The sequence below is a fragment of the Glaciihabitans sp. INWT7 genome (assembly GCF_014217685.1).
GTDB lineage: Bacteria > Actinomycetota > Actinomycetes > Actinomycetales > Microbacteriaceae > Lacisediminihabitans.
The window spans coordinates 1,428,057-1,446,206 of sequence record NZ_CP043653.1 but is presented as its reverse complement, the minus strand read 5'-3'; the positions used below and the strand labels follow the sequence as shown (position 1 = coordinate 1,446,206).

Below are 18,150 nucleotides of genomic sequence, written 5' to 3'. Positions count from 1 at the left end.
TTTCTCGACTCTTAAGGATCGCGCACATGTTAAGTGGATTCACCGGTTGGCACGCCCTGGTACTACTGGTCATCGTGGTGCTTCTGTTCGGTGCGACCAAGCTCCCGGGCCTCGCCAAGAGCGTCGGACAGTCGATGAAGATCTTCAAAAACGAGGTCAAGTCCGAGGAGAAGCCCGCACCGCCGGCCGACTCTGCGCACCTCAACGAGACCTCGAGCGAGGTCCGCGCGCAAACCGACTCGACCAACCCCTCCGCCAAGCCCTAGCGAGAGCTCATTACCGCCACCATGCCTTCCCGCAAGAAGCGGGGCGCAGGCAGTGAAGGCCGGATGTCTCTCGGCCAGCACCTCGTCGAGCTCCGCAAGCGACTCTTCATCTCGGCGATCGCGATCGTCGTGTTCTCGATCGGCGGGTTCGCTGTCGCCGACTGGGTGCTCAAAGCCATCCGCTCTCCCATCGAGCTGATCGCCAAGACCCACGGCAACACGACGCTGAACTACTCGACCATCGGTGCGGCCTTCGATGTGCACATCCAGATCGCTATCACGGTCGGAGTCATCGCCTCGAGCCCCGTGTGGCTGTACCAGGTGTTCGCCTTCATCGTGCCCGGCCTCACCACGAAAGAGAAGCGCTACACCTTCGGCTTCTTCTTCTCCGCGGTTCCCCTGTTCTTCGCCGGCTGCGCCGCCGGCTGGTGGGTCTTCCCCCACATCGTGGACGTACTCAATTCCTTCGTCCCCAGCCAGGATGCGGCCATCACCGAAGCGAAGGACTACCTCGGTTTCGTGACCAAACTCATCCTCGCGGTGGGGATCGCGTTCGTGCTTCCGGTGTTCCTGGTGCTGCTCAACTTCCTCGGCATCATCTCCGGCGTGAGCATCTTCCGCAGCTGGCGCTGGGCGATTCTCGCCATCTTCGTCTTCTGCGCTCTCGCGACCCCGTCGGCGGACGTGGCATCCATGTTCCTGCTGTCCGTGCCGATGATCGTGCTGTACCTGATCGCCGGGACGATCGCGTGGTGGCGCGACCGGGTCATCGCCAAACGCGCGGACAGCCTGGCCGGAGACCTCGGCGGCACGGCCGCCGCATGACCGAACTGAGCCCGGCGGAACGCTTCGCCGCGTCTCGCGAACGTCGCGGCAACCCGCGGGTCGAGACGTTCCGCGGCAACCAGTCTTTCGATCTCGACCCATTCCAGCTCGCCTCCTGCGTGGCGCTGGAACGCGGGGACAGCGTGCTCGTCGCCGCTCCCACCGGGGCCGGCAAGACCATCGTGGCCGAATTCGCGGTGTTCCTTGCGATGCAGGAGCCTCGGGCGAAGGTGTTCTACACGGCGCCGATGAAGGCACTCTCGAATCAGAAGTTCCAGGAGTTCGTCGCCGAATACGGGGCCGACCAGGTGGGTCTCCTCACCGGAGACACGAACATCAATTCCGGCGCTCGCATCGTGGTGATGACCACCGAGGTGCTGCGCAACATGCTCTATGCGGACTCCGATCTGCTCAGGGACCTGGCTTTCGTGGTGATGGACGAGGTGCACTACCTCGCCGACCGGTTCCGCGGCGCCGTCTGGGAGGAGGTCATCATCCACCTCCCGCAGACCGTGCGCCTGGTCTCCCTCAGCGCCACGGTGTCGAATGCCGAGGAGTTCGGGGACTGGCTTCAGGCGGTGCGCGGCGAGACTGCCGTGATCGTCTCCGAGGAGCGGCCGGTGCCTCTCGACCAGCACGTGATCATGCGCACGAAGCTCATCGACCTGTTTGCGACGACCAAGGCCGGCCCGGGGGATCCGCCCGGAACTCCGACGCACCGGGTGAATCCCGAGCTCGTGCAGATGGCCCGTTACGGGGGGCGCACCATCAGTTCGCGCCAGATGCAGGATGTCGGACGGCGGCACTCCCGCGGAGGGCGTCCCGACGAACTGAAGATGGATCGCGCCGGCGTCGTGAAGATGCTCGGGGAACGCAACCTCCTTCCGGCCATCTTCTTCATCTTCAGCCGGGTCGGATGCGACCAGGCGGTCAAGCAAGTGCTGCGGGCGGGAGTGCGGCTCACCACCCAGCTCGAACGGGAGGAGATCGCGGACATCGTCGAGGAGCGCTGCCGCACCATTCTCGATGAGGACCTCGCCGTGCTGGGCTACTACGAGTGGCTCGATGGTCTTCAGCGCGGAGTCGCCGCCCACCACGCCGGTATGCTGCCCGCGTTCAAAGAGGTCGTCGAGGAGCTGTTCCAGAAGAAGCTCGTAAAGGCCGTCTTCGCCACAGAGACCCTTGCCCTCGGCATCAACATGCCCGCTCGAACTGTCGTGCTTGAGAAGCTCGAGAAATTCAACGGCGAGGCCCGCGTGCCGATCACCCCGGGCGAGTACACACAGCTCACCGGGCGCGCCGGTCGGCGCGGCATCGACGTCGAGGGACATTCGGTGATCCAGTGGCAGGAGGGCCTCGATCCGCAGGCCGTCGCTTCGCTCGCCTCGCGCCGCACCTACCCGCTGAATTCCAGCTTCTCGCCCACCTACAACATGGCAGTGAACCTCATCGAGCAGTTCAGCCGCGAACGCGCGAGAGACATCCTCGAGTCGTCCTTCGCGCAGTTCCAGGCAGACCGCGCCGTGGTGGACCTGGCCAGAAAGGTGCGATCGCAGGAAGAATCGCTGCGCGGGTACGAGGAGGCCATGAAGTGCCACCTCGGAGACTTCCGGGAGTATTCGGGCATTCGTCGCGAGCTCACCGATCTCGAACGCAAGGGCTCGATCCGCGCCGACCTGCAGAGTCGCGGCGAGCGCGACAAGCGGCAGAACCAGCTCGCCGCCCTGCGCAAACGGCTCAAGCAGCACCCCTGCCACACCTGCAACGACCGGGAGGTGCACGCCCGCTGGGCCGAGCGCTGGTGGAAGCTGAAGAAGCAGACGGACGAACTGAGCCGCCAGATCCGCACCCGCACGGGTGCCGTCGCACGCATCTTCGACCGGGTGACCGATGTGCTCCTGGAGCTCGGGTACCTGCTGCGCGCCGAGAACGGCGAGGTGACCGCATCGGTTCATGGGCGCACCCTGCGCAGAATCTACGGAGAGCGCGACCTCTTGGTGGCGGAGTGCCTGCGCCGTGGCGTCTGGAACGATCTGGATCCGGCGGGGCTCGCCGCCATGGCCGCCGCGCTGGTCTACGAACCCAGGCGCGACGAGGGCCAGACCTCCGATCGCTACCTTCCCAGGGGCGCATTCCGCCCCGCCTTCGAGAAGACCACAGACCTGTGGTCGAAACTCGACGACATCGAGCGTGACCACAAGCTCCCCGGCAGCAACCCCCTGTCCACCGGCCTGTCGCTCGCGATGAACCGCTGGGCGCAGGGAGTCTCCCTCGATTCCGTCCTCCTCGAGTCGGAGCTCGCGGCCGGCGACTTCGTGCGCATGACAAAGCAGACGATCGACCTCCTCGACCAGCTCTCTGTGGTGGCCGACGGGGCTGTCGGACGCACGGCACGCCAGGCCCTCGAATCGATCCGGCGCGGGATCGTGGCCTACTCCTCGGTCGCCTGAGCCTCTGCCGGCAGCGCTGCTGGCCGCGGGCACAGCAACAGCCACTTAGGCTTGACGGGTGCGTTCGAGCCTCCCACCCCGCCGCGGGACTGTTCCCGGATGGCTCTCGCGCCCCCTTCCCCTCACCGCCGCGCTCCTGGTCGCGGCGCTGTCCGGCTTCATCAACGCGGCGGCCTTCCCCGCGCTCGGCTGGTGGCCGCTCATCTTCATCGGCACAGCCCTGATGTTCTGGTCGCTCGTCGGTCGCCGGGTGCGCTCGGCGCTGTTGGTGGGGTTCGTGGGCGGGTTCGCATTCTTCGGCAATCACATCATCTGGCTCACCGTCTATCTGGGACCGGTGCCGTGGCTCGCCCTCGCCGGACTCGAGGCGGTCTTCTTCGCCCTCGGGTGCGTGCTCATGGCCCTGGCCTGGCGATACGTGCCCCGGGTGTGGTCCGGGCCCGGCGCGCGGCTGATCGGCCTCCCCGCGGTACTGGCCGGCCTCTGGGTGCTGAGGGAGGCGATCACCAGCGTCTGGCCCTACGGCGGCTTCTCCTGGGGCCGGCTCGCGTTCTCCCAGTCCGACAGCACTTTCGCCCCGCTCGTGGCGTGGCTCGGGATCTCGGGCGTGAGCTTCGTCATCGCCTTCCTCTCCGCGGTGCTGCTCCAGGCCGTGCGGACAGGTCAGGTGCGCTGGAGCACCAGGGGGATGATCGCGGCCACCGCCTTCCTCGTCGCTGCACTGTTCCCGGCGTGGCCCGTGCTCTCTTCGGGCAGCATCCGCGTCGCCGCAGTCCAGGGCAACTCCAACTCCGGCCTCTTTGCGCAGATCCAACCGGGTGACAGCCTGGACGATCACCTGCAGGCCACAGTGCCCATCCTCGGCAAGAAGGTGGATGTGATCGTCTGGCCGGAGAACGCCTCAGACATCGACCCCCTCAGGAACGAGCAGGCGGCGCAGACCCTCGACTTCGTCTCGAAAGAGATGAACGCTCCGCTCGTGACCGGCACCGTCACGGAGAACTCGAAGGGTCAGACCTTCAACAGTCTGCTGCTCTGGGAGAACGGCAAGGGTTCGGTCGCCCAGTACGACAAGATCCATCCCGTGCCCTTCGCCGAATACCTGCCGAACCGCTCGTTCTGGTACCCGCTAGCCCCGAGCCTCTTCGACCTTGTGCCGCGGGATTACACCTTCGGCACCAGGTCGAATGTCTTCGACATCAACGGGGCGATGGCGGGGCTGGCCATCTGTTTCGACATCGTGGACGACGGCCTCATCCATCGGATGGTGGACGGGGGAGCGGAGTTCATCATCGCCCCGACCAACAACGCCGACTTCGGACACTCGGACGAGAGCGTGCAACAGGTGGCGATCGCCCGGTTGCGTGCCATCGAGACCGGACGCAGCGTCGTCAACGACTCCACGGTGGGAGTGAGCGCGATGTTCGCGCCCGATGGTCGCGAGATCGCGACCCTACCGACCTTCACGCGCGGGGCCCTGGTGCAGACCGTACCGCTCAGCACGACGGTCACCCCGGCCATGTTCGCCGGGCGCCAGATCGAGTGGATCGTCGCCGGGTTCGGACTCGCCAGCCTCCTAGTCGGACTGCTACTCGCACCCCGGCGACCACGTGCTCAGAGCCCAAGGGGGCGGCGTGGCTGAGACTCTGATCATCCTGCCGACCTACAACGAGATCGAGAGCCTGGAGACCGTGCTCGGGCGCATCCGCCAGGCGGTGCCCCAGGCCGACGTGCTGGTCGTGGACGACTCGAGTCCGGATGGCACGGGACGGCTGGCCGACCGACTCGCGGCCGTCGACCCCGGGATCTCTGTGCTGCATCGCGCTGCGAAGCAGGGCCTCGGCCAGGCCTACCTCGCCGGCTTCGCGCGTGCCCTCGAGCACGGCTACCGGTTCGTCGTGGAGATGGATGCGGACGGATCCCACGATCCCTCCGCGCTTCCGGCCATGATCGACCTGGCGGCCGGAGGCGCGGATCTGGTGATCGGGTCCCGCTGGGTGCACGGGGGTTCTGTGCGCAACTGGCCCTGGATCCGCCAGGTCATCTCGCGCGCGGGCAACGCGTACTCGCGCGCGGTGCTCCGCTCGGGCGTCCACGACATCACCGCGGGCTTCCGCGTCTATCGCGCCGATGCCCTTCGGTCCCTCGAGCTGTCTTCGGTGTCGTCGCAGGGGTATTGCTTCCAGGTGGAGCTGGCCTGGCGACTGGAGCGGGAGGGGCGGCGCGTGGTCGAGCATCCCATCGTCTTCATCGAACGGGCGGCCGGCCGATCCAAGATGCACTTCGGTATCGTCGTCGAAGCACTGCTGCGGGTCACGCTCTGGGGCGTCTTCGGGCCCGGTTCGCCACAGCCTGAGCAGCGGCAGGCAGAAAAATAGCCGACCACCGCGTGAACGGCGACCGGCTAGGTCTCTCGGATCGAACGCTAGGCGCCGATCTTGTGCTGCCCCTTACGAGCCCGAAGGAAGTCGAGACGCTCCTGGAGCAGTTCTTCGAGTTCCGCACGCGTGCGGCGCTCGAGAAGCATGTCCCAGTGGGTGCGGGGGATCTTGGCGTCGGACGGTTCGGGTTCCACCTGAACGCCGTCCTCGCCGAGAAGTCGACCTTCCTGGCCGCTCTTCGGGGACTCCCACACCGTGGGGATCTCCGCGTCAGACGAGAAGGTCACCTCGAAGGTGGAGCCGTCGGCGGCTTGGTACGTACTCTTCTTCCGCGGGGAGAAGGTCACGCCTTCTTCACTCTGGAGACTCTGGGATCCGAGTCTCATTCCGCGCAAACTGCGATCCGCCATTGTGTGGTCCTCTCTCGCGATGCAATCACCAGTTATAAACCCACAAGCTGGGCGTAACCTTTCCGTTACGCGGCGATTCCAGCAAACTCACAGCGTACTCCCTGCCGGCCGGTCGTGTCTTCAGGCGGGACCGGAGCGTTCGTTTCGAAGGAGAAGCGCGAGATCCGCCCGGTCGGTGATCAGGCCGTCCACGCCGAGATCGAGCAGTCGACGCATGTCCGCTGGCTCGTTCACCGTCCACACCTGCACCTCGACGCCCGCGCGCTTCAGGAGGCGTACGGTGCGGGCGGTGATCACCTGGACGCCACGGAGACGCTCGGGCACCTGCACGGCCTGCACGTCGCGAAGCAGCCGGCGGGCCAGCGGCACGAGGCCGAGCTTGACCGCGAACAGTGCACCGGCGAAGGGCGCCGCCGATGCCGAGGTCGCGACCCCTGGCAATGCCCGAACCGCGCGCAACCGCCGCGCATTGTCGAATGACGTCACGAGCACCCGGTCCGTGGCGGCGGCCGAAAGAATCGCTGCCACCGCCGGGCCGACGACCGCATCGGACTTGAGGTCGATGTTGAATCGCGCCTCGGGAAAGGCCAGAAGCGTCTCTTCCAGGCTCGGGTAGGTCTGGCCACGCCCCAGGTCCACCTTCTGCAGCTCGGCGAAGTCGAGTTCGTCGACGCGCCCCGTGATTCCCGCCGTGCGAGCGAGATCCGCGTCGTGGCTGATCACCGCGATGCCGTCCGCCGACGAGTGAACGTCGGTCTCGAGGTGGGTGACACCGCTGGAGAGCGCGGAGAGGAAGGCGAGCAGGGTATTTTCCGGGGCATCCGTCGCAAGGCCGCGATGGGCGAGGATGCGGGGGAGTGGCCCGGCGAAGAAACCCTCGCCGGGCTCGATCGCCCTCAGATCGGCCACGACGCCCTCATCTCACGACCGGTTGCGCGTCTCCGCCTCCACAAGTTGCAGTCTTTCGGGACCTCGCGGTGTGCATCACCCGCAAAAGAGTGCACCTCGCGGTGTCTGCTCGAGGCCGGGTGACTCAGGGCGCCGGCGATGCCGGGGCGGCAGGCGCTGTAGGGGAAACGGGCGGAGTGCTCGGCACCGCCGAGGCCACCGGCGCTGCCGGAGGTACCGGTGCCGGCTGGCCCGGTGCCATGCCCGCAAGACTCGAACCGAAGCCGGCCGTGATGCTCTTGATCGCCTCGGTGAGCTCCGAGGGGATGATCCAGAGCTTGTTGGAGTCGCCCTCGGCGATCTTTGGAAGCATCTGCAGGTACTGGTAGGCCAGCAGCTTGGAGTCCGGATCACCGGCGTGAATGGCGCCGAACACCGTGGTGATGGCCTGCCCTTCACCCTCGGCTCGCAGCACCTGGGCCTTCGCCCAGCCCTCCGCTTCGAGGATCGCGGCCTGTCGGGATCCCTCGGCCTGCAGGATGGCTGCCTGCTTCGTGCCCTCTGCGGTCAGGATCTGCGCCCGGCGGTCTCGCTCGGCACGCATCTGCTTCTCCATCGAGTCCTGGATGGAGAGCGGCGGGTCGATCGCCTTGAGCTCGACGCGGCCGACGCGCACCCCCCACTTGCCGGTGGCCTCGTCGAGCACGATGCGCAGCTGCCCGTTGATGTTGTCGCGACTGGTGAGAGCTTCCTCAAGATTGAGGCTACCGACGACGTTACGAAGGGTGGTGGTGGTCAGCTGCTCGACGGCCCCGAGGTAGTTGGCGATCTCATAGGTCGCGGCACGCGCATCCGTCACCTGGAAGTAGACGACGGTGTCGATCGACACCACCAGGTTGTCCTCGGTGATGACGGGCTGCGGCGGGAACGAGACGACCTGCTCGCGCATATCGATGAGCGGCCGCACCCGGTCGATGAACGGCACGAGGATGTTGAGCCCGGGCATCAGCGTCTTGTGGTACTTGCCGAGGCGCTCGACGACCCCGGCGCGGGCCTGGGGGATGATCTTCACCGCCCGGAAGAGGATGGTCAAGACGAAGATCGCGACGATGATGATCACAATCACGAGGATGATCTGGCCGAACAGGTCGGAGGTCACAGTGCTGTCCCTTCTGCGGGGACCACTATCGCGGTCGCCCCTTCGATCGCCGTCACGACGATGCGTTCACCGGCATCAACCGGTCGATCGGTGGTGGCCTGCGAGAGCCGGGCCGTCCAGGTCTCGCCGTTCGCGAGCTTCACGTGGCCCTGTCCGTCCACGAACGGAGTGGTGACCATGCCGCCGGTACCGAGCAGCGCAGCCACGTTCGTCGGAGTCTGGTCGGAGGTGCGGCCGAGCGTTCGTTTCAGCGCGGGCCGGGCGACGAACAGCAGAAGGAGCGCCAGGATCCCGGCGATGAGGATCTGCGCCCAGAATGGCGCACCGAGAAGATCGGCCACCAGACCGCCAACGCACCCGCCGGCGAGCATGAGAAAGGTGAAATCGACGGTGAGCACCTCGACGATGACAAAGAGCAGCAGCAGGCCGACCCAGAAGATCCAGGCGTACATCGTGACAAAATCGACGATCATCCCGTTGCACCCCTTGCGACTAGTGTGCTTCGAAACTAGCACCAGCACCCGGGAAACCGCCTGATCTTGCTATTGTCGTGACCCGTGGCTCCGCGCCGCGACCGACCTCGGAACCCAGGAGTCCCCTCATGACAAACCCCCTCGCCCCCGGTTCGCTCGACGGGCTCCGTGCCCTCGTCACCGGCTCCTCCCGCGGCATCGGCGCGGACACGGTGAGCTTCTTCGCCGAAGCCGGCGCGAGCGTCGTGATCAACTACCGCAACAAGGAGGCGCGCGCGAACAAGCTCGTCGACAAGATCGTCGCAGCCGGCGGATCCGCGGTCGCCATCGGCGCGGATCTCACCGATCCCGCCTCGGTCGCCGCCATGTTCGACACAATCGAGAGCGAGCTGGGCGGACTCGACATCCTCGTGATGAATGCCTCCGGGGGCATGGAGTCCGGCATGGCGGAGGACTACGCCCTTCAGCTCAATCGCGACGCCCAGGTGTACCTGCTGAACGCGGCCATCCCGCTGCTGGCCCCGGGCTCCCGCGTCGTCTTCGTGACGAGTCATCAGGCACATTTCATCCACTCGACAGCCACGATGCCGGAATACCTCCCGGTGGCGCTCAGCAAGCGCGCGGGTGAGGATGCGCTCCTTGAGATGATCCCGATCCTGGATGCGGCGGGCATCGGGTTCGTCGTCGTGTCCGGCGACATGATCGAGGGCACCATCACGGCGACGCTTCTCGAGCGGGCGAATCCGGGCGCGATCAGTTCGCGAAAGGACTCCGCCGGCCGACTGTACAACGTGAGCGAGTTCGCCGCGGAGATCGCCGCCGCCGCGGTCGAGCCGATCCCCGCCGACCACACCAGGCTCGTCGGCGACGTGAGCGACTTCGGCACCGCCTGAATCTCAGCCGGGGCCGTGAAAGCAACGGTGGCTAGCATGGGAGGTGATGAAGCCTTCAGATCTTCCCCTGTTGTCCAGTGTCTCCCGCCCCACGATCCATCCGGATGGCACGCGTGCCGTCACCGCCGTCTCGCGGCCGGATCTCGATGCGGATCGCGCCGTCGGCCAGTTGTGGAGCGTGAGGCTCGACGGCTCCGACGCTCGTCGCATCACGCGCGGTATCAGTGATTCGAGCCCGCTCTTCTCGCCGGATGGGAGCCTGCTCGCGTTCGTGCGATCGCCGGGGGAGGGGCCCGGTCAGCTGCACATCATGGCGGCTGAGGGCGGCGAACCCCTCCAGCTGACCGACCAGAAGCTCGGTGTCGGCACCTGGCGCTGGTCGCCGGACTCCCGCGCCATCGCGTTCACCGCCGCTGTCGCCGAAGATGGTCGGTACGGCACGGTCGCAAACCTCGGCTCGAACGCCGAACCCCCACGCCGCATCACCACCCTCAAGTACCGCTCGAATGGATTCGGCTACACGACTGATCGGCGTCGGCACGTGTTCCTCGTCGAGGTGCCCCGCGTTGACGGCGAACCGAGCTACCCGACCGCCCCGTCGGCGCAGAACCCGAAGCCCGAGCCCTCCGCTGGCATCCCCACGCCGAGACGCCTGACCGACGGTGACTTCGACCACGGAGCTCTCTCGTTCTCGCCGGACGGATCGAGGATCGCCGTCGTGTCCGCTCGTCATCCCGAGCGCGACCTCGACCTCGCCAACGACATCTACGAGATCGACCTCACGGGCTCGGCGGATGAAGTTCCTGCAGCCACCCGGGCCACCGATGGCCGCCGCTACGGCATCTCGAGCGTCGAATACGGTCTCGGCGGCGAACTGTGGTTCACCGGGGGCGACCTGGGCGAGAACGGCGTCGACTTCGTGGGCCGCGGCGAGCAGTTGTGGGTGCGGGATGCTCCGGGGGAGTCGGCACGGCTGCTCACCGATCCCGCCACCACCGACCTCGACGGCGAGCTCCTGATCACAGGGGAGGGAGCGCTCGTGCACGCCCTCGACCGCGGCAGGGTACACCTGCTTCGCATCAGCTCCGACGGCACGGTGTCACCGATCGTCAGCGGGGACCTCGAGGTGCACGGCACCGACGCCGTGGATGACGTGATCGTGGTCAGCTATACGGCGCCCGCATCGATGGGTGAGCTCGGTCTCGTCACTCCGGGCGGACTGCGTGCGCTCAGCGACTTCTCCGCGCCGCTCCGCAACGCCGGGGTGACCCCCCTGGAGGAACTCTCGGTCACGGCGCGGGACGGAAGCGAGGTTCACGGCTGGGTGCTGACGCCGATCGACCAGGAGGAGCCGCATCCCGTGCTGCTGGTGATCCACGGCGGTCCCTTCACGCAGTGGGGAGTCTCGTTCTTCGACGAGGCGCAGGTCTATGTCGAGGCGGGTTACGCCGTCGTCATGTGCAATCCTCGAGGTTCGGCCGGCTACGGCGAGGCCCACGGGCGAGCCATCCGCCAGCGCATGGGCACGATGGATTTCACCGACGTGATCGACTTTCTGGAGGGCGCCCTCGCGCGTCACCCGATGCTCGACGGTGCTCGGGTCGGGGTGATGGGCGGCTCCTACGGGGGCTACCTCACGGCGTGGACGATCGCCAACGACCACCGTTTCGCCGGAGCGATCGTGGAGCGGGGCTACCTCGACCCGGAGGCCTTCGTCGGCACCTCCGATATCGGCTCTTTCTTCAGCGACGAATACACGGGATCGGATCCGCAGCTGATGCGCGACCAGAGCCCTCAGGCGCTCGTCGGCCAGGTGACCACTCCGACCCTGGTGATCCACTCCGAAGACGATCTGCGCTGTCCCCTCGGCCAGGGGGAACGCTATTACGCGGCCCTCAAACGCAACGGGGTCGATACCGAGCTCCTGATCTTCCCGGGCGAGAACCACGAGCTGAGCCGGAGCGGGAGCCCGCGGCATCGGCTCCAGCGCTTCGAGGCGGTGCTCGAATGGTGGGCACGCCACCTGCCGTCCGTCGCGAACCCGGGGACCTGAGTGCATAATCGACATCGACTCACTTCTCGTATCCTGGTCTTCGATGAGCGCGATCGCATTCTGCTCTACCTGACCGTGGGGTCGGTGCCGGCCGAGCAGACCCGTTGGATCACGCCCGGCGGGGGAGTGGAGCCGGGGGAGAGCCATGCCGAAGGGGCACGCCGAGAGCTGTTCGAAGAGACGGGGCTCGACATCCCCGACCTCGGAGCGCCGGTGTGGGCGCAGGACTTCGTGCCGGATTACGTCGGGGGAGACCACGACACGGGCCACGCCGAGTATTACGTGCTGCGCACCACGGCATTCGAGCCGTCGCGAGAGAATTGGACGGCGGAGGAGCAGCTCGACGTGCTCGAGACGCGCTGGTGGACACTGGCCGAACTCGCCGAGACGACAGAGCCGTTTCGCCCGCCAGAACTTCTCGACCTCATCCGCAGCCAGCTGCCGCCCCACTGAAAGGCTCTCCATGACCGAAGACACCGCCGGGCTCATCGCCGAGATCGAAGCACAGGAAGAGCGACTGGTCTTCACCCGTTTCAGCAACGCGGATACCTGGGAGCTGGGATGCATCCTGGTCGAACTCGGCACGGAGCGCGATCATCCGATCACCATCGACATCCGACGTGGCGACCAGCAGCTCTTCCATGCCGCGCTGGCCGGCACCGCCGCCGACAACGACCAGTGGGTCGAGCGCAAGGTGCGCACGGTGCGCCGATTCGGAAACAGCTCGTTCCTCGTGGGGCTCCGACACCGCGCGACCGGCACGCCGTTCGAAGCGCGGGAATGGAACGACACCTTCCTCTATGCGGCACACGGGGGCTCGTTTCCCATCAACATCCGCGACTCCGGGCTCATCGGCACAGTGACAGTGTCGGGGCTCGCACAGTTGGCGGATCACCGTCTCGTGGTGGAGGCGATCGAGCGGCTGCTCGACCTCGGCGGTCAGTAACGGCGTACTTTTCCGTTATGTCAAGTAACGGAACCGCCGGCTAGGACTGCAGGAATCCCGGGATCAGTGTCGGTGAGAACGCCACGACGATGCCGATGATCGCCGTGACCGCCACAAGGGCGGCCATCACGGTCAGGATGGCGATACCGACATAGAGCACCAGCGAGAAGAACGATGACATGGTTCAAGTATCGCTGATCCGGCGGCGTGGTCCTGGCAGGAAGCCCCGGGGGGTTTGCACTACACAATCGCTGATAATGCACATTATGTCAAGTATCGTTCATGGCCCGCGCATTTCCCGCCGATCGCACACCGCGATCTCTCTGCCGCGGCGATCCCCCGGGCCATCACTCGATCGACATCGGGTGGACATCAGCTCGGAGGGGATCTGCGGCTTGTTGCAGATGACATCCGCGGAATCATCGCCGGCTAGACGGCAGTTCGATCCAGTGCGCACGAGCCTGACCCAGGACGGGAGATCGCGTTTCACAATCTGCGACGAAACCCGGCTGAAGTCCTCCGAGTGGAGCCGCTCAACGGCAGCGACCTTGCGCCTCTTGACCCCCTGGCACGTTCACGCCATAGTGGCGAAATGAAGCCTCGCGGCGTTCGCGTCCCCTGGAGCGCGAGCGTGGCATCCGCGGCCGCCCTCGACACGATGATCTCCCCCGCTTCCGGCCGTGGGCACCCGCACCGCTGGAGCACATCCTCTCTCCCCCGAGCAATCCGGGGCTGCGTCGATCTGAAAGCTCTGTCGCGAAAACGTCTAGCCCGTTGCGGTGCGAACTGCTGGTGAAAGGTGTCCCCCATGGTCTCGTCGTTTCCTCCCGTTCGTGCGGCCGCTGCCGCGCTCCTCGCCGCGATGCTCATCGCCCTGGCTCCCGGCCCGGTTTCTGCTCACGGTGATCTGCAGGTCGTCGCGAGCGCTCCAGCACGTGGTGAACGCGTGGCCGCTGCCCCGACCGACGTCGTCATCCAGTTCTCGGAAGACATCCTGACCGAGGGTGCGGAGATCACGATCGTGGACGGCAGCGGTCACGATTGGGCGGCCGGCGCCACCGTGGTTCCCGCCAGAGACACGGTGACCGTGTCGGTTGAAGCGGGGATGCCGGCGGCCGAGTACGAGATCCGTTGGCGAGTGGTCTCCCCCGACGGTGACCCCGTCGGGGACAGTTTTCGGTTCACGGTGAGCGATGTCGAATCGATCGCCGTCGCCGCGGAGGACACAACACGGCAGGGGCCCCCCGCGGTGGACGTCCCAGCAGCGGACGTCCCGGCAGCGGAGGTCCCGGCAGAGGAGATCTCCGCAGACCGGATCCCCGCCGGGCAGATCCCATCGGAGAGAATCCAATCCGAGCAGGAATTGATCTGGCGCACGGTGCTCTTCGGGGCGGCAGGTACGGTACTGGCTGCCGCCCTCGCTCTCGTTCTCGTCGTCCGCCGTCGAGCCCGCGGCCCGGACAACGGCGCCACGTCGAAAGAGGGCCTCTAGACGCTGACGTTGGCCTCGAACAGGCCCTCGAGCCGCGCGTAACTGGTCTCCATGCCGTCGGTCATTCCGGTGGCGAGCACCGCATCCCGCATCTCGGCGTTCGCGTAGGTGATGACGAGCGAGAGCAGTGTTCCGCCCTGCACGGGGGTGAGGGTGAGCTCGTTGCGGGTGGGCGGGAAGTCCATTCCGATCATCGCCTCGCTGGTGACCGCGCGGTGTGGCGGCTCGCTCTCGAGAAGCTCCCCGGTGAAGCCGAAACCCTCGCCACCACCGTCGGGCTCCCACACGTACCGGTAGCTGTCGCCGACGTCCGCCGCGATCTCGCACACCGGCATCGTCCATCCGTCGGGGCCGAGCAGCCACCGCTTCATGAGTTCGGCATCGTTGTGGGCCCGCCAGACCTGCTCGACGGTGCCCCGGACGACGCGGGCAACCCGCACCTGGGTGTCGCTGAGGATCTGTGCCTCCGCTGCACGGCTGGCGGCGAACTCCGCGAGGTCGGCGAGCACGGCGTCGATCTGGGACATCGCCTCGCGGGTGCCTTCGAGCACCCCCATCGAGACGAGCTGCTCGAGCTGGACGAGGGAGTCGAGGCGGGAGACGGTAGTGAGCCGCGATCCGGTTGCCGTCTGCTCGAACGCGAAGTTCGCGCGCACGGACGGAAGGCCCGTGTTCGGAGCGCCAGATTCGTCCGCGAACCAGTCGATGACCTCGAACGCCCGGGGGGCATCCACGTGCGTCCACTCCCAGCAGCCCCAGTGCTCGTCACCCGCGGGACCGGTCATGCGATAGACACTTCGACCGCCGACTGCCACGTCGTGACGGAAGAAGGTCGCGGGATAGCTGGGCGGACCCCAGAATCGCTCGAGCTGGCGAGGATCCATGTACGCGTCCCAGAGGCGGGTGACCGGTGCCGCGAAGTCAGCGATGACGGTGATGGTGAGCTGGTCGAGATCCTTCTCGACGGAGGTGACGGGCATGATTCGCCTTTCTAGTGAGTGTCTTCATCGAGCAGGGCATCGAGCTGGTCGATCCGCGAGCGCCAGAGTTGCTCGAACTGGTCGAGGAGGCGCTGTGCCTGACGGATCCGCGCGAGGTCGCCGCGCACCATCCGCTCCCGACCGCGTCGCTTTTTGGTCACGAGCTCCGCCTCCTCCAGTACGGCGACGTGCTTCTGCACGGCCGCGAACGACATGGCGTACGCGTCAGCAAGCTGAGAGACCGAGACCTCCTCGATCAGGGTGCGGCGTACAATATCGCGCCGCGTCGCATCGGCGAGTGCCCGGAAGATGCGGTTCACTGCGTCGTCGCTGAGTTCCTGTTGTACAACCATTTGGTTGTAGATTACAACGAGCTGCCGACGGGCGCAATAGTTTCTCGTCAGCGCCGGGGCCGCGTCGGCCGCCGAAGCGGACGCGCGACGGCGCCCGGTCGCCGCCTCTACCGCGCCAGCGCAGCCGCGCTAGGCGGGATCGTGCTGTGCGGGATCGTGCTGTGCGGGACCATGCTGTGCGGGGCCATGCTGGGCGAGCCGGCGAAGTTGCCCGCTGTGGACGTCGCTCACCCATTCCCAGCCGGGCTGAGCCGACGGACCGACCCGCGGGTCGAGCGGCTCCTGGTCCTCGCGCAGGGCGTGAACGTAGTCCCGGTCCCGATCGATCCGTGCGCGCATCTGACCGACCCCGCCGACCGAGCCGTGGCCCGGAACGACGACGACCGCGTCACGGGCTTCGGCTTCGATCACTTCCAGCGCCGTCAGGTAATCCCCGATCGGGTCGTCGGGGCCGTTCAGGTCGAGCATGGGAATCAGCACATCGGAGAGCATGTCACCGGCGACCAGCACTCGGGCTTCGTCGATCACGAGCGCGGCATGCCCGGGGGCATGGGCTCGATGTTCGATGATCCGCACCCGGGGACCATCCCAGGGAATCTGCACAGCGCCCGCCGGCAGTCCGGTGATGTGGCCGAGGAGTTCCAGCGGCACGTGCTCGGGGATGCCCGCGGCCTTCGCCGCTGCCTGCACCCCGCCCGACAGTCGATCCTCGGCGGTGGCTGCACACCCGGCGGTACCGTAACGGGTTGCCGTGCCGAGCGCGGAATGCCAGAGCAGGTGATCCCAATGCGGATGCGTCGAGAAACCCGCCACGACAATGTGGCCCAACTCAGACAGGTCCTTGGCGAGGCAGAGCAACTCACTCTCGAATACCCCTGCGTCGATGACCAGCACCCCGGCATCACCCTGCACGACGACCGTGTTGCTCTGGCAGAAGCTGCTCTCGTGCACGAAGACGGCCTTCGCAATCCGGGTCAGCACGGCGTTCTAACTCTCGTGCCGGATCGCGTAGTGGTGCATCGTGACCCCCTGTTCGAATGACCGCTGCTCGAGCAGATCGAGCTCGATCGGGCGGTCGTAGTCGTCGAACAACGGTCTGCCGAAGCCGAGGATCGCAGGATGGGTGAAGAGCAGCAACTCGTCGAGCAGCCCCGCCCGCAGCACCTGCGTGGCGAGATCGGCACCCCCCACACCGATGGCTCCCTCGGTCTCCGCCCGGAGTTCGGCGAGCTGCTCGATCGCGTGATCTCCCCCGATCACCCGGGTGTTGAAGTCCGCGCGGCTGCGGGTTCGGGACACGAGTACCTTGGGCGTATCCGTCCAGATCTCGCCGTATTCCCGCAGGAAGTCCGGCAGCGATTCGTCTGTGCGCGCGCGCGGCCAGTACTCCTCCATGGTCTCGAATATGACCCGACCCTGCACCATCACGGCGAGCTCCCGCGCCCGCGCGTTGAACTCGCGGTGCAATTCTTCGCCGATTCGCAGCCACTCCCCCGCGCCATCGTCGCCCGGAACCTGCTCGATCCGCAGATCGAGGGACACGTTCATCCAATACACGAAGCGGCCCACCAGCTTCTCCTCAAAATAGTGGTTGCGTTCTGCAACCACTATATTGAGAACGACGAGACTGTCAAGCAATCTGTCACGAGGAGGAATGGTGGAACCGCGATCCGGATGCCCGATCAACGCCGCGGTAGAGGTGCTCGGCGATCGTTGGTCGCTCCTGGTGCTGCGCGACGTGATCTTCGGAGACCGCCGCCACTTCCGGGCACTGCTCACCGGATCGATCGAAGGCATCGCGTCGAACATCCTCGCCGACCGACTCGTGCGGCTCGTGGAGGCGGGCATCCTCACGCGCGGCACGGCCGCACGGGGCCAGCGCGCACGCTACAGCCTCACGGAAGCCGGCATCCAGACACTGCCCGTGATCTATGCCCTGGGCAACTGGGGTCTGGATTGGCAGCCGGGAAGCGAAGAGCTGCGGATTCGGCAGCAGGTCATGCGAGAGGGCGGTCCGGCCTTCGTCGACGAGCTGATGGACGAATTGCGCACCCGTCACCTCGGTACCCCACCGGGACCCGTGGTCGGCCCCGGCGCGCTCGAACGCCTCGATGCCGCCTTCGCCTCGGCCACGGCGAGTCGAAAACGGGATCGAACAACAGGCTCCGCCCCGGTGGAGGCGTCACTAGAATTGCCCGCATGAAAACGGGCGAAGCGACTCTCCGACGCGTCTACGCCATGCCCTTCGCCACCGTGTATCCGCTCTATGTGAAGAAGGTCGAGAGAAAGGGCCGCACGACGGCCGAACTCAACGAAGTCATCACGTGGTTGACTGGTTTCGACGACGACGAGGTGGACAAGCACATCGTCGCCGGCACGTCGTATGAAGACTTCTTCGCCGCAGCCCACCTCAATATGAATGCGCCACTCATCACCGGGGTCGTCTGCGGTGTTCGAGTCGAAGAGGTCGAAGACCCCGTGATGCAGAAGGTGCGCTACCTCGACAAACTGGTCGACGAGTTGGCCCACGGGAGAGCGCTGGCGAAGATCCTGCGGTCCTGACGGGCGGGCACAGCCTCGG

General features: G+C 66.4%; 21 protein-coding genes. 12 read left to right on the top strand and 9 right to left on the bottom strand.

Annotated elements, in window-relative coordinates; translation table 11 throughout:
• The first annotated feature begins 26 nt into the window (after positions 1-26).
• The 5 genes from tatA to F1C58_RS07065 all read left to right on the top strand — a co-directional run bounded on the left by tatA (position 27) and on the right by F1C58_RS07065 (position 5,919).
• A complete protein-coding gene (gene tatA / locus F1C58_RS07085) occupies positions 27-266 on the top strand; it encodes a twin-arginine translocase TatA/TatE family subunit (RefSeq protein ID WP_185203713.1) in 240 nt (79 codons plus the stop codon).
• Positions 267-329: 63 nt separating this feature from the next.
• On the top strand, positions 330-1,091 hold the full coding sequence (tatC, locus tag F1C58_RS07080) for a twin-arginine translocase subunit TatC (protein ID WP_185203712.1): 762 nt from the start codon (positions 330-332) through the stop codon (positions 1,089-1,091).
• On the top strand, positions 1,088-3,541 hold the full coding sequence (locus F1C58_RS07075) for an RNA helicase (RefSeq protein WP_185203711.1): 2,454 nt from the start codon (positions 1,088-1,090) through the stop codon (positions 3,539-3,541). The genes tatC and F1C58_RS07075 overlap by 4 nt, the downstream gene beginning before the upstream one ends.
• Before the next feature lie 58 nt (positions 3,542-3,599).
• Positions 3,600-5,183, top strand: coding sequence for an apolipoprotein N-acyltransferase (lnt, locus tag F1C58_RS07070; RefSeq protein WP_185203710.1), 1,584 nt, complete (start codon positions 3,600-3,602; stop codon positions 5,181-5,183).
• Complete coding sequence (locus tag F1C58_RS07065) at positions 5,176-5,919, top strand: polyprenol monophosphomannose synthase (RefSeq protein WP_185203709.1); 744 nt, start codon at positions 5,176-5,178, stop codon at positions 5,917-5,919. Before lnt ends, F1C58_RS07065 begins: the two co-directional genes overlap by 8 nt.
• A gap of 47 nt (positions 5,920-5,966) precedes the next feature.
• Here F1C58_RS07065 and F1C58_RS07060 read toward each other — a convergent pair whose 3' ends face one another.
• The 4 genes from F1C58_RS07060 to F1C58_RS07045 all read right to left on the bottom strand — a co-directional run bounded on the left by F1C58_RS07060 (position 5,967) and on the right by F1C58_RS07045 (position 8,852).
• Complete coding sequence (locus tag F1C58_RS07060) at positions 5,967-6,332, bottom strand: RNA polymerase-binding protein RbpA (protein WP_185203708.1); 366 nt, start codon at positions 6,330-6,332, stop codon at positions 5,967-5,969.
• A gap of 120 nt (positions 6,333-6,452) precedes the next feature.
• Positions 6,453-7,241: a glycerophosphodiester phosphodiesterase family protein gene (locus tag F1C58_RS07055; protein WP_255461327.1), complete on the bottom strand. Its 789-nt coding sequence runs from the start codon at positions 7,239-7,241 to the stop codon at positions 6,453-6,455.
• Between the two features lie 124 nt (positions 7,242-7,365).
• A complete protein-coding gene (locus tag F1C58_RS07050) occupies positions 7,366-8,379 on the bottom strand; it encodes an SPFH domain-containing protein (protein ID WP_185203707.1) in 1,014 nt (337 codons plus the stop codon).
• The gene (locus F1C58_RS07045) at positions 8,376-8,852 is read right to left on the bottom strand and encodes an NfeD family protein (RefSeq protein WP_185203706.1); all 477 of its coding nucleotides are present in this window, start codon (positions 8,850-8,852) and stop codon (positions 8,376-8,378) included. Before F1C58_RS07045 ends, F1C58_RS07050 begins: the two co-directional genes overlap by 4 nt.
• Positions 8,853-8,980: 128 nt before the next feature.
• On the opposite strand from F1C58_RS07045, the gene F1C58_RS07040 reads away from it, so the two are divergent.
• The 4 genes from F1C58_RS07040 to F1C58_RS07025 are packed head-to-tail and all read left to right on the top strand — an operon-like array spanning position 8,981 to position 12,744.
• Entirely contained in the window at positions 8,981-9,745 is a 765-nt protein-coding gene (locus F1C58_RS07040; protein WP_185203705.1) for an SDR family oxidoreductase, read from the top strand.
• 46 nt (positions 9,746-9,791) lie between these two features.
• Positions 9,792-11,798 (top strand): S9 family peptidase, encoded by a 2,007-nt coding sequence (locus F1C58_RS07035; RefSeq protein ID WP_185203704.1) that lies wholly within the window; start codon positions 9,792-9,794, stop codon positions 11,796-11,798.
• Positions 11,799-12,251, top strand: a complete 453-nt coding sequence (locus tag F1C58_RS07030) for an NUDIX hydrolase (protein ID WP_185203703.1) — start codon at positions 11,799-11,801, stop codon at positions 12,249-12,251.
• 10 nt (positions 12,252-12,261) lie between these two features.
• Positions 12,262-12,744 (top strand): heme-degrading domain-containing protein, encoded by a 483-nt coding sequence (locus F1C58_RS07025; protein ID WP_185203702.1) that lies wholly within the window; start codon positions 12,262-12,264, stop codon positions 12,742-12,744.
• Between the two features lie 40 nt (positions 12,745-12,784).
• On the opposite strand, the gene F1C58_RS07020 is transcribed toward F1C58_RS07025, so the two are convergent.
• The gene (locus F1C58_RS07020; protein WP_185203701.1) at positions 12,785-12,925 is read right to left on the bottom strand and encodes a hypothetical protein; all 141 of its coding nucleotides are present in this window, start codon (positions 12,923-12,925) and stop codon (positions 12,785-12,787) included.
• Between the two features lie 627 nt (positions 12,926-13,552).
• Here F1C58_RS07020 and F1C58_RS07015 point away from each other — a divergent pair.
• A complete protein-coding gene (locus F1C58_RS07015) occupies positions 13,553-14,236 on the top strand; it encodes a copper resistance CopC family protein (protein WP_185203700.1) in 684 nt (227 codons plus the stop codon).
• On the opposite strand, the gene F1C58_RS07010 is transcribed toward F1C58_RS07015, so the two are convergent.
• From F1C58_RS07010 to F1C58_RS06995, 4 genes are all read right to left on the bottom strand, one after another.
• Positions 14,233-15,216, bottom strand: coding sequence for an SRPBCC family protein (locus tag F1C58_RS07010; protein ID WP_185203699.1), 984 nt, complete (start codon positions 15,214-15,216; stop codon positions 14,233-14,235). The two genes, F1C58_RS07015 and F1C58_RS07010, sit on opposite strands and share 4 nt — an antisense overlap.
• A gap of 11 nt (positions 15,217-15,227) precedes the next feature.
• Positions 15,228-15,569, bottom strand: a complete 342-nt coding sequence (locus F1C58_RS07005; RefSeq protein ID WP_185203698.1) for a helix-turn-helix transcriptional regulator — start codon at positions 15,567-15,569, stop codon at positions 15,228-15,230.
• A gap of 129 nt (positions 15,570-15,698) precedes the next feature.
• Positions 15,699-16,550, bottom strand: coding sequence for an MBL fold metallo-hydrolase (locus F1C58_RS07000; RefSeq protein WP_185203697.1), 852 nt, complete (start codon positions 16,548-16,550; stop codon positions 15,699-15,701).
• A gap of 6 nt (positions 16,551-16,556) precedes the next feature.
• On the bottom strand, positions 16,557-17,138 hold the full coding sequence (locus F1C58_RS06995) for a dihydrofolate reductase family protein (RefSeq protein WP_255461326.1): 582 nt from the start codon (positions 17,136-17,138) through the stop codon (positions 16,557-16,559).
• Between the two features lie 85 nt (positions 17,139-17,223).
• Between F1C58_RS06995 and F1C58_RS06990 the strand changes: the two genes are divergently transcribed.
• A complete protein-coding gene (locus F1C58_RS06990) occupies positions 17,224-17,772 on the top strand; it encodes a helix-turn-helix domain-containing protein (protein WP_185203696.1) in 549 nt (182 codons plus the stop codon).
• Positions 17,769-18,131 carry a DUF2200 domain-containing protein gene (locus F1C58_RS06985; RefSeq protein ID WP_185203695.1) on the top strand — a complete coding sequence of 121 codons (363 nt, stop codon included), beginning with the start codon at positions 17,769-17,771 and terminating at the stop codon, positions 18,129-18,131. Before F1C58_RS06990 ends, F1C58_RS06985 begins: the two co-directional genes overlap by 4 nt.
• The last annotated feature ends 19 nt before the right edge of the window (positions 18,132-18,150 follow it).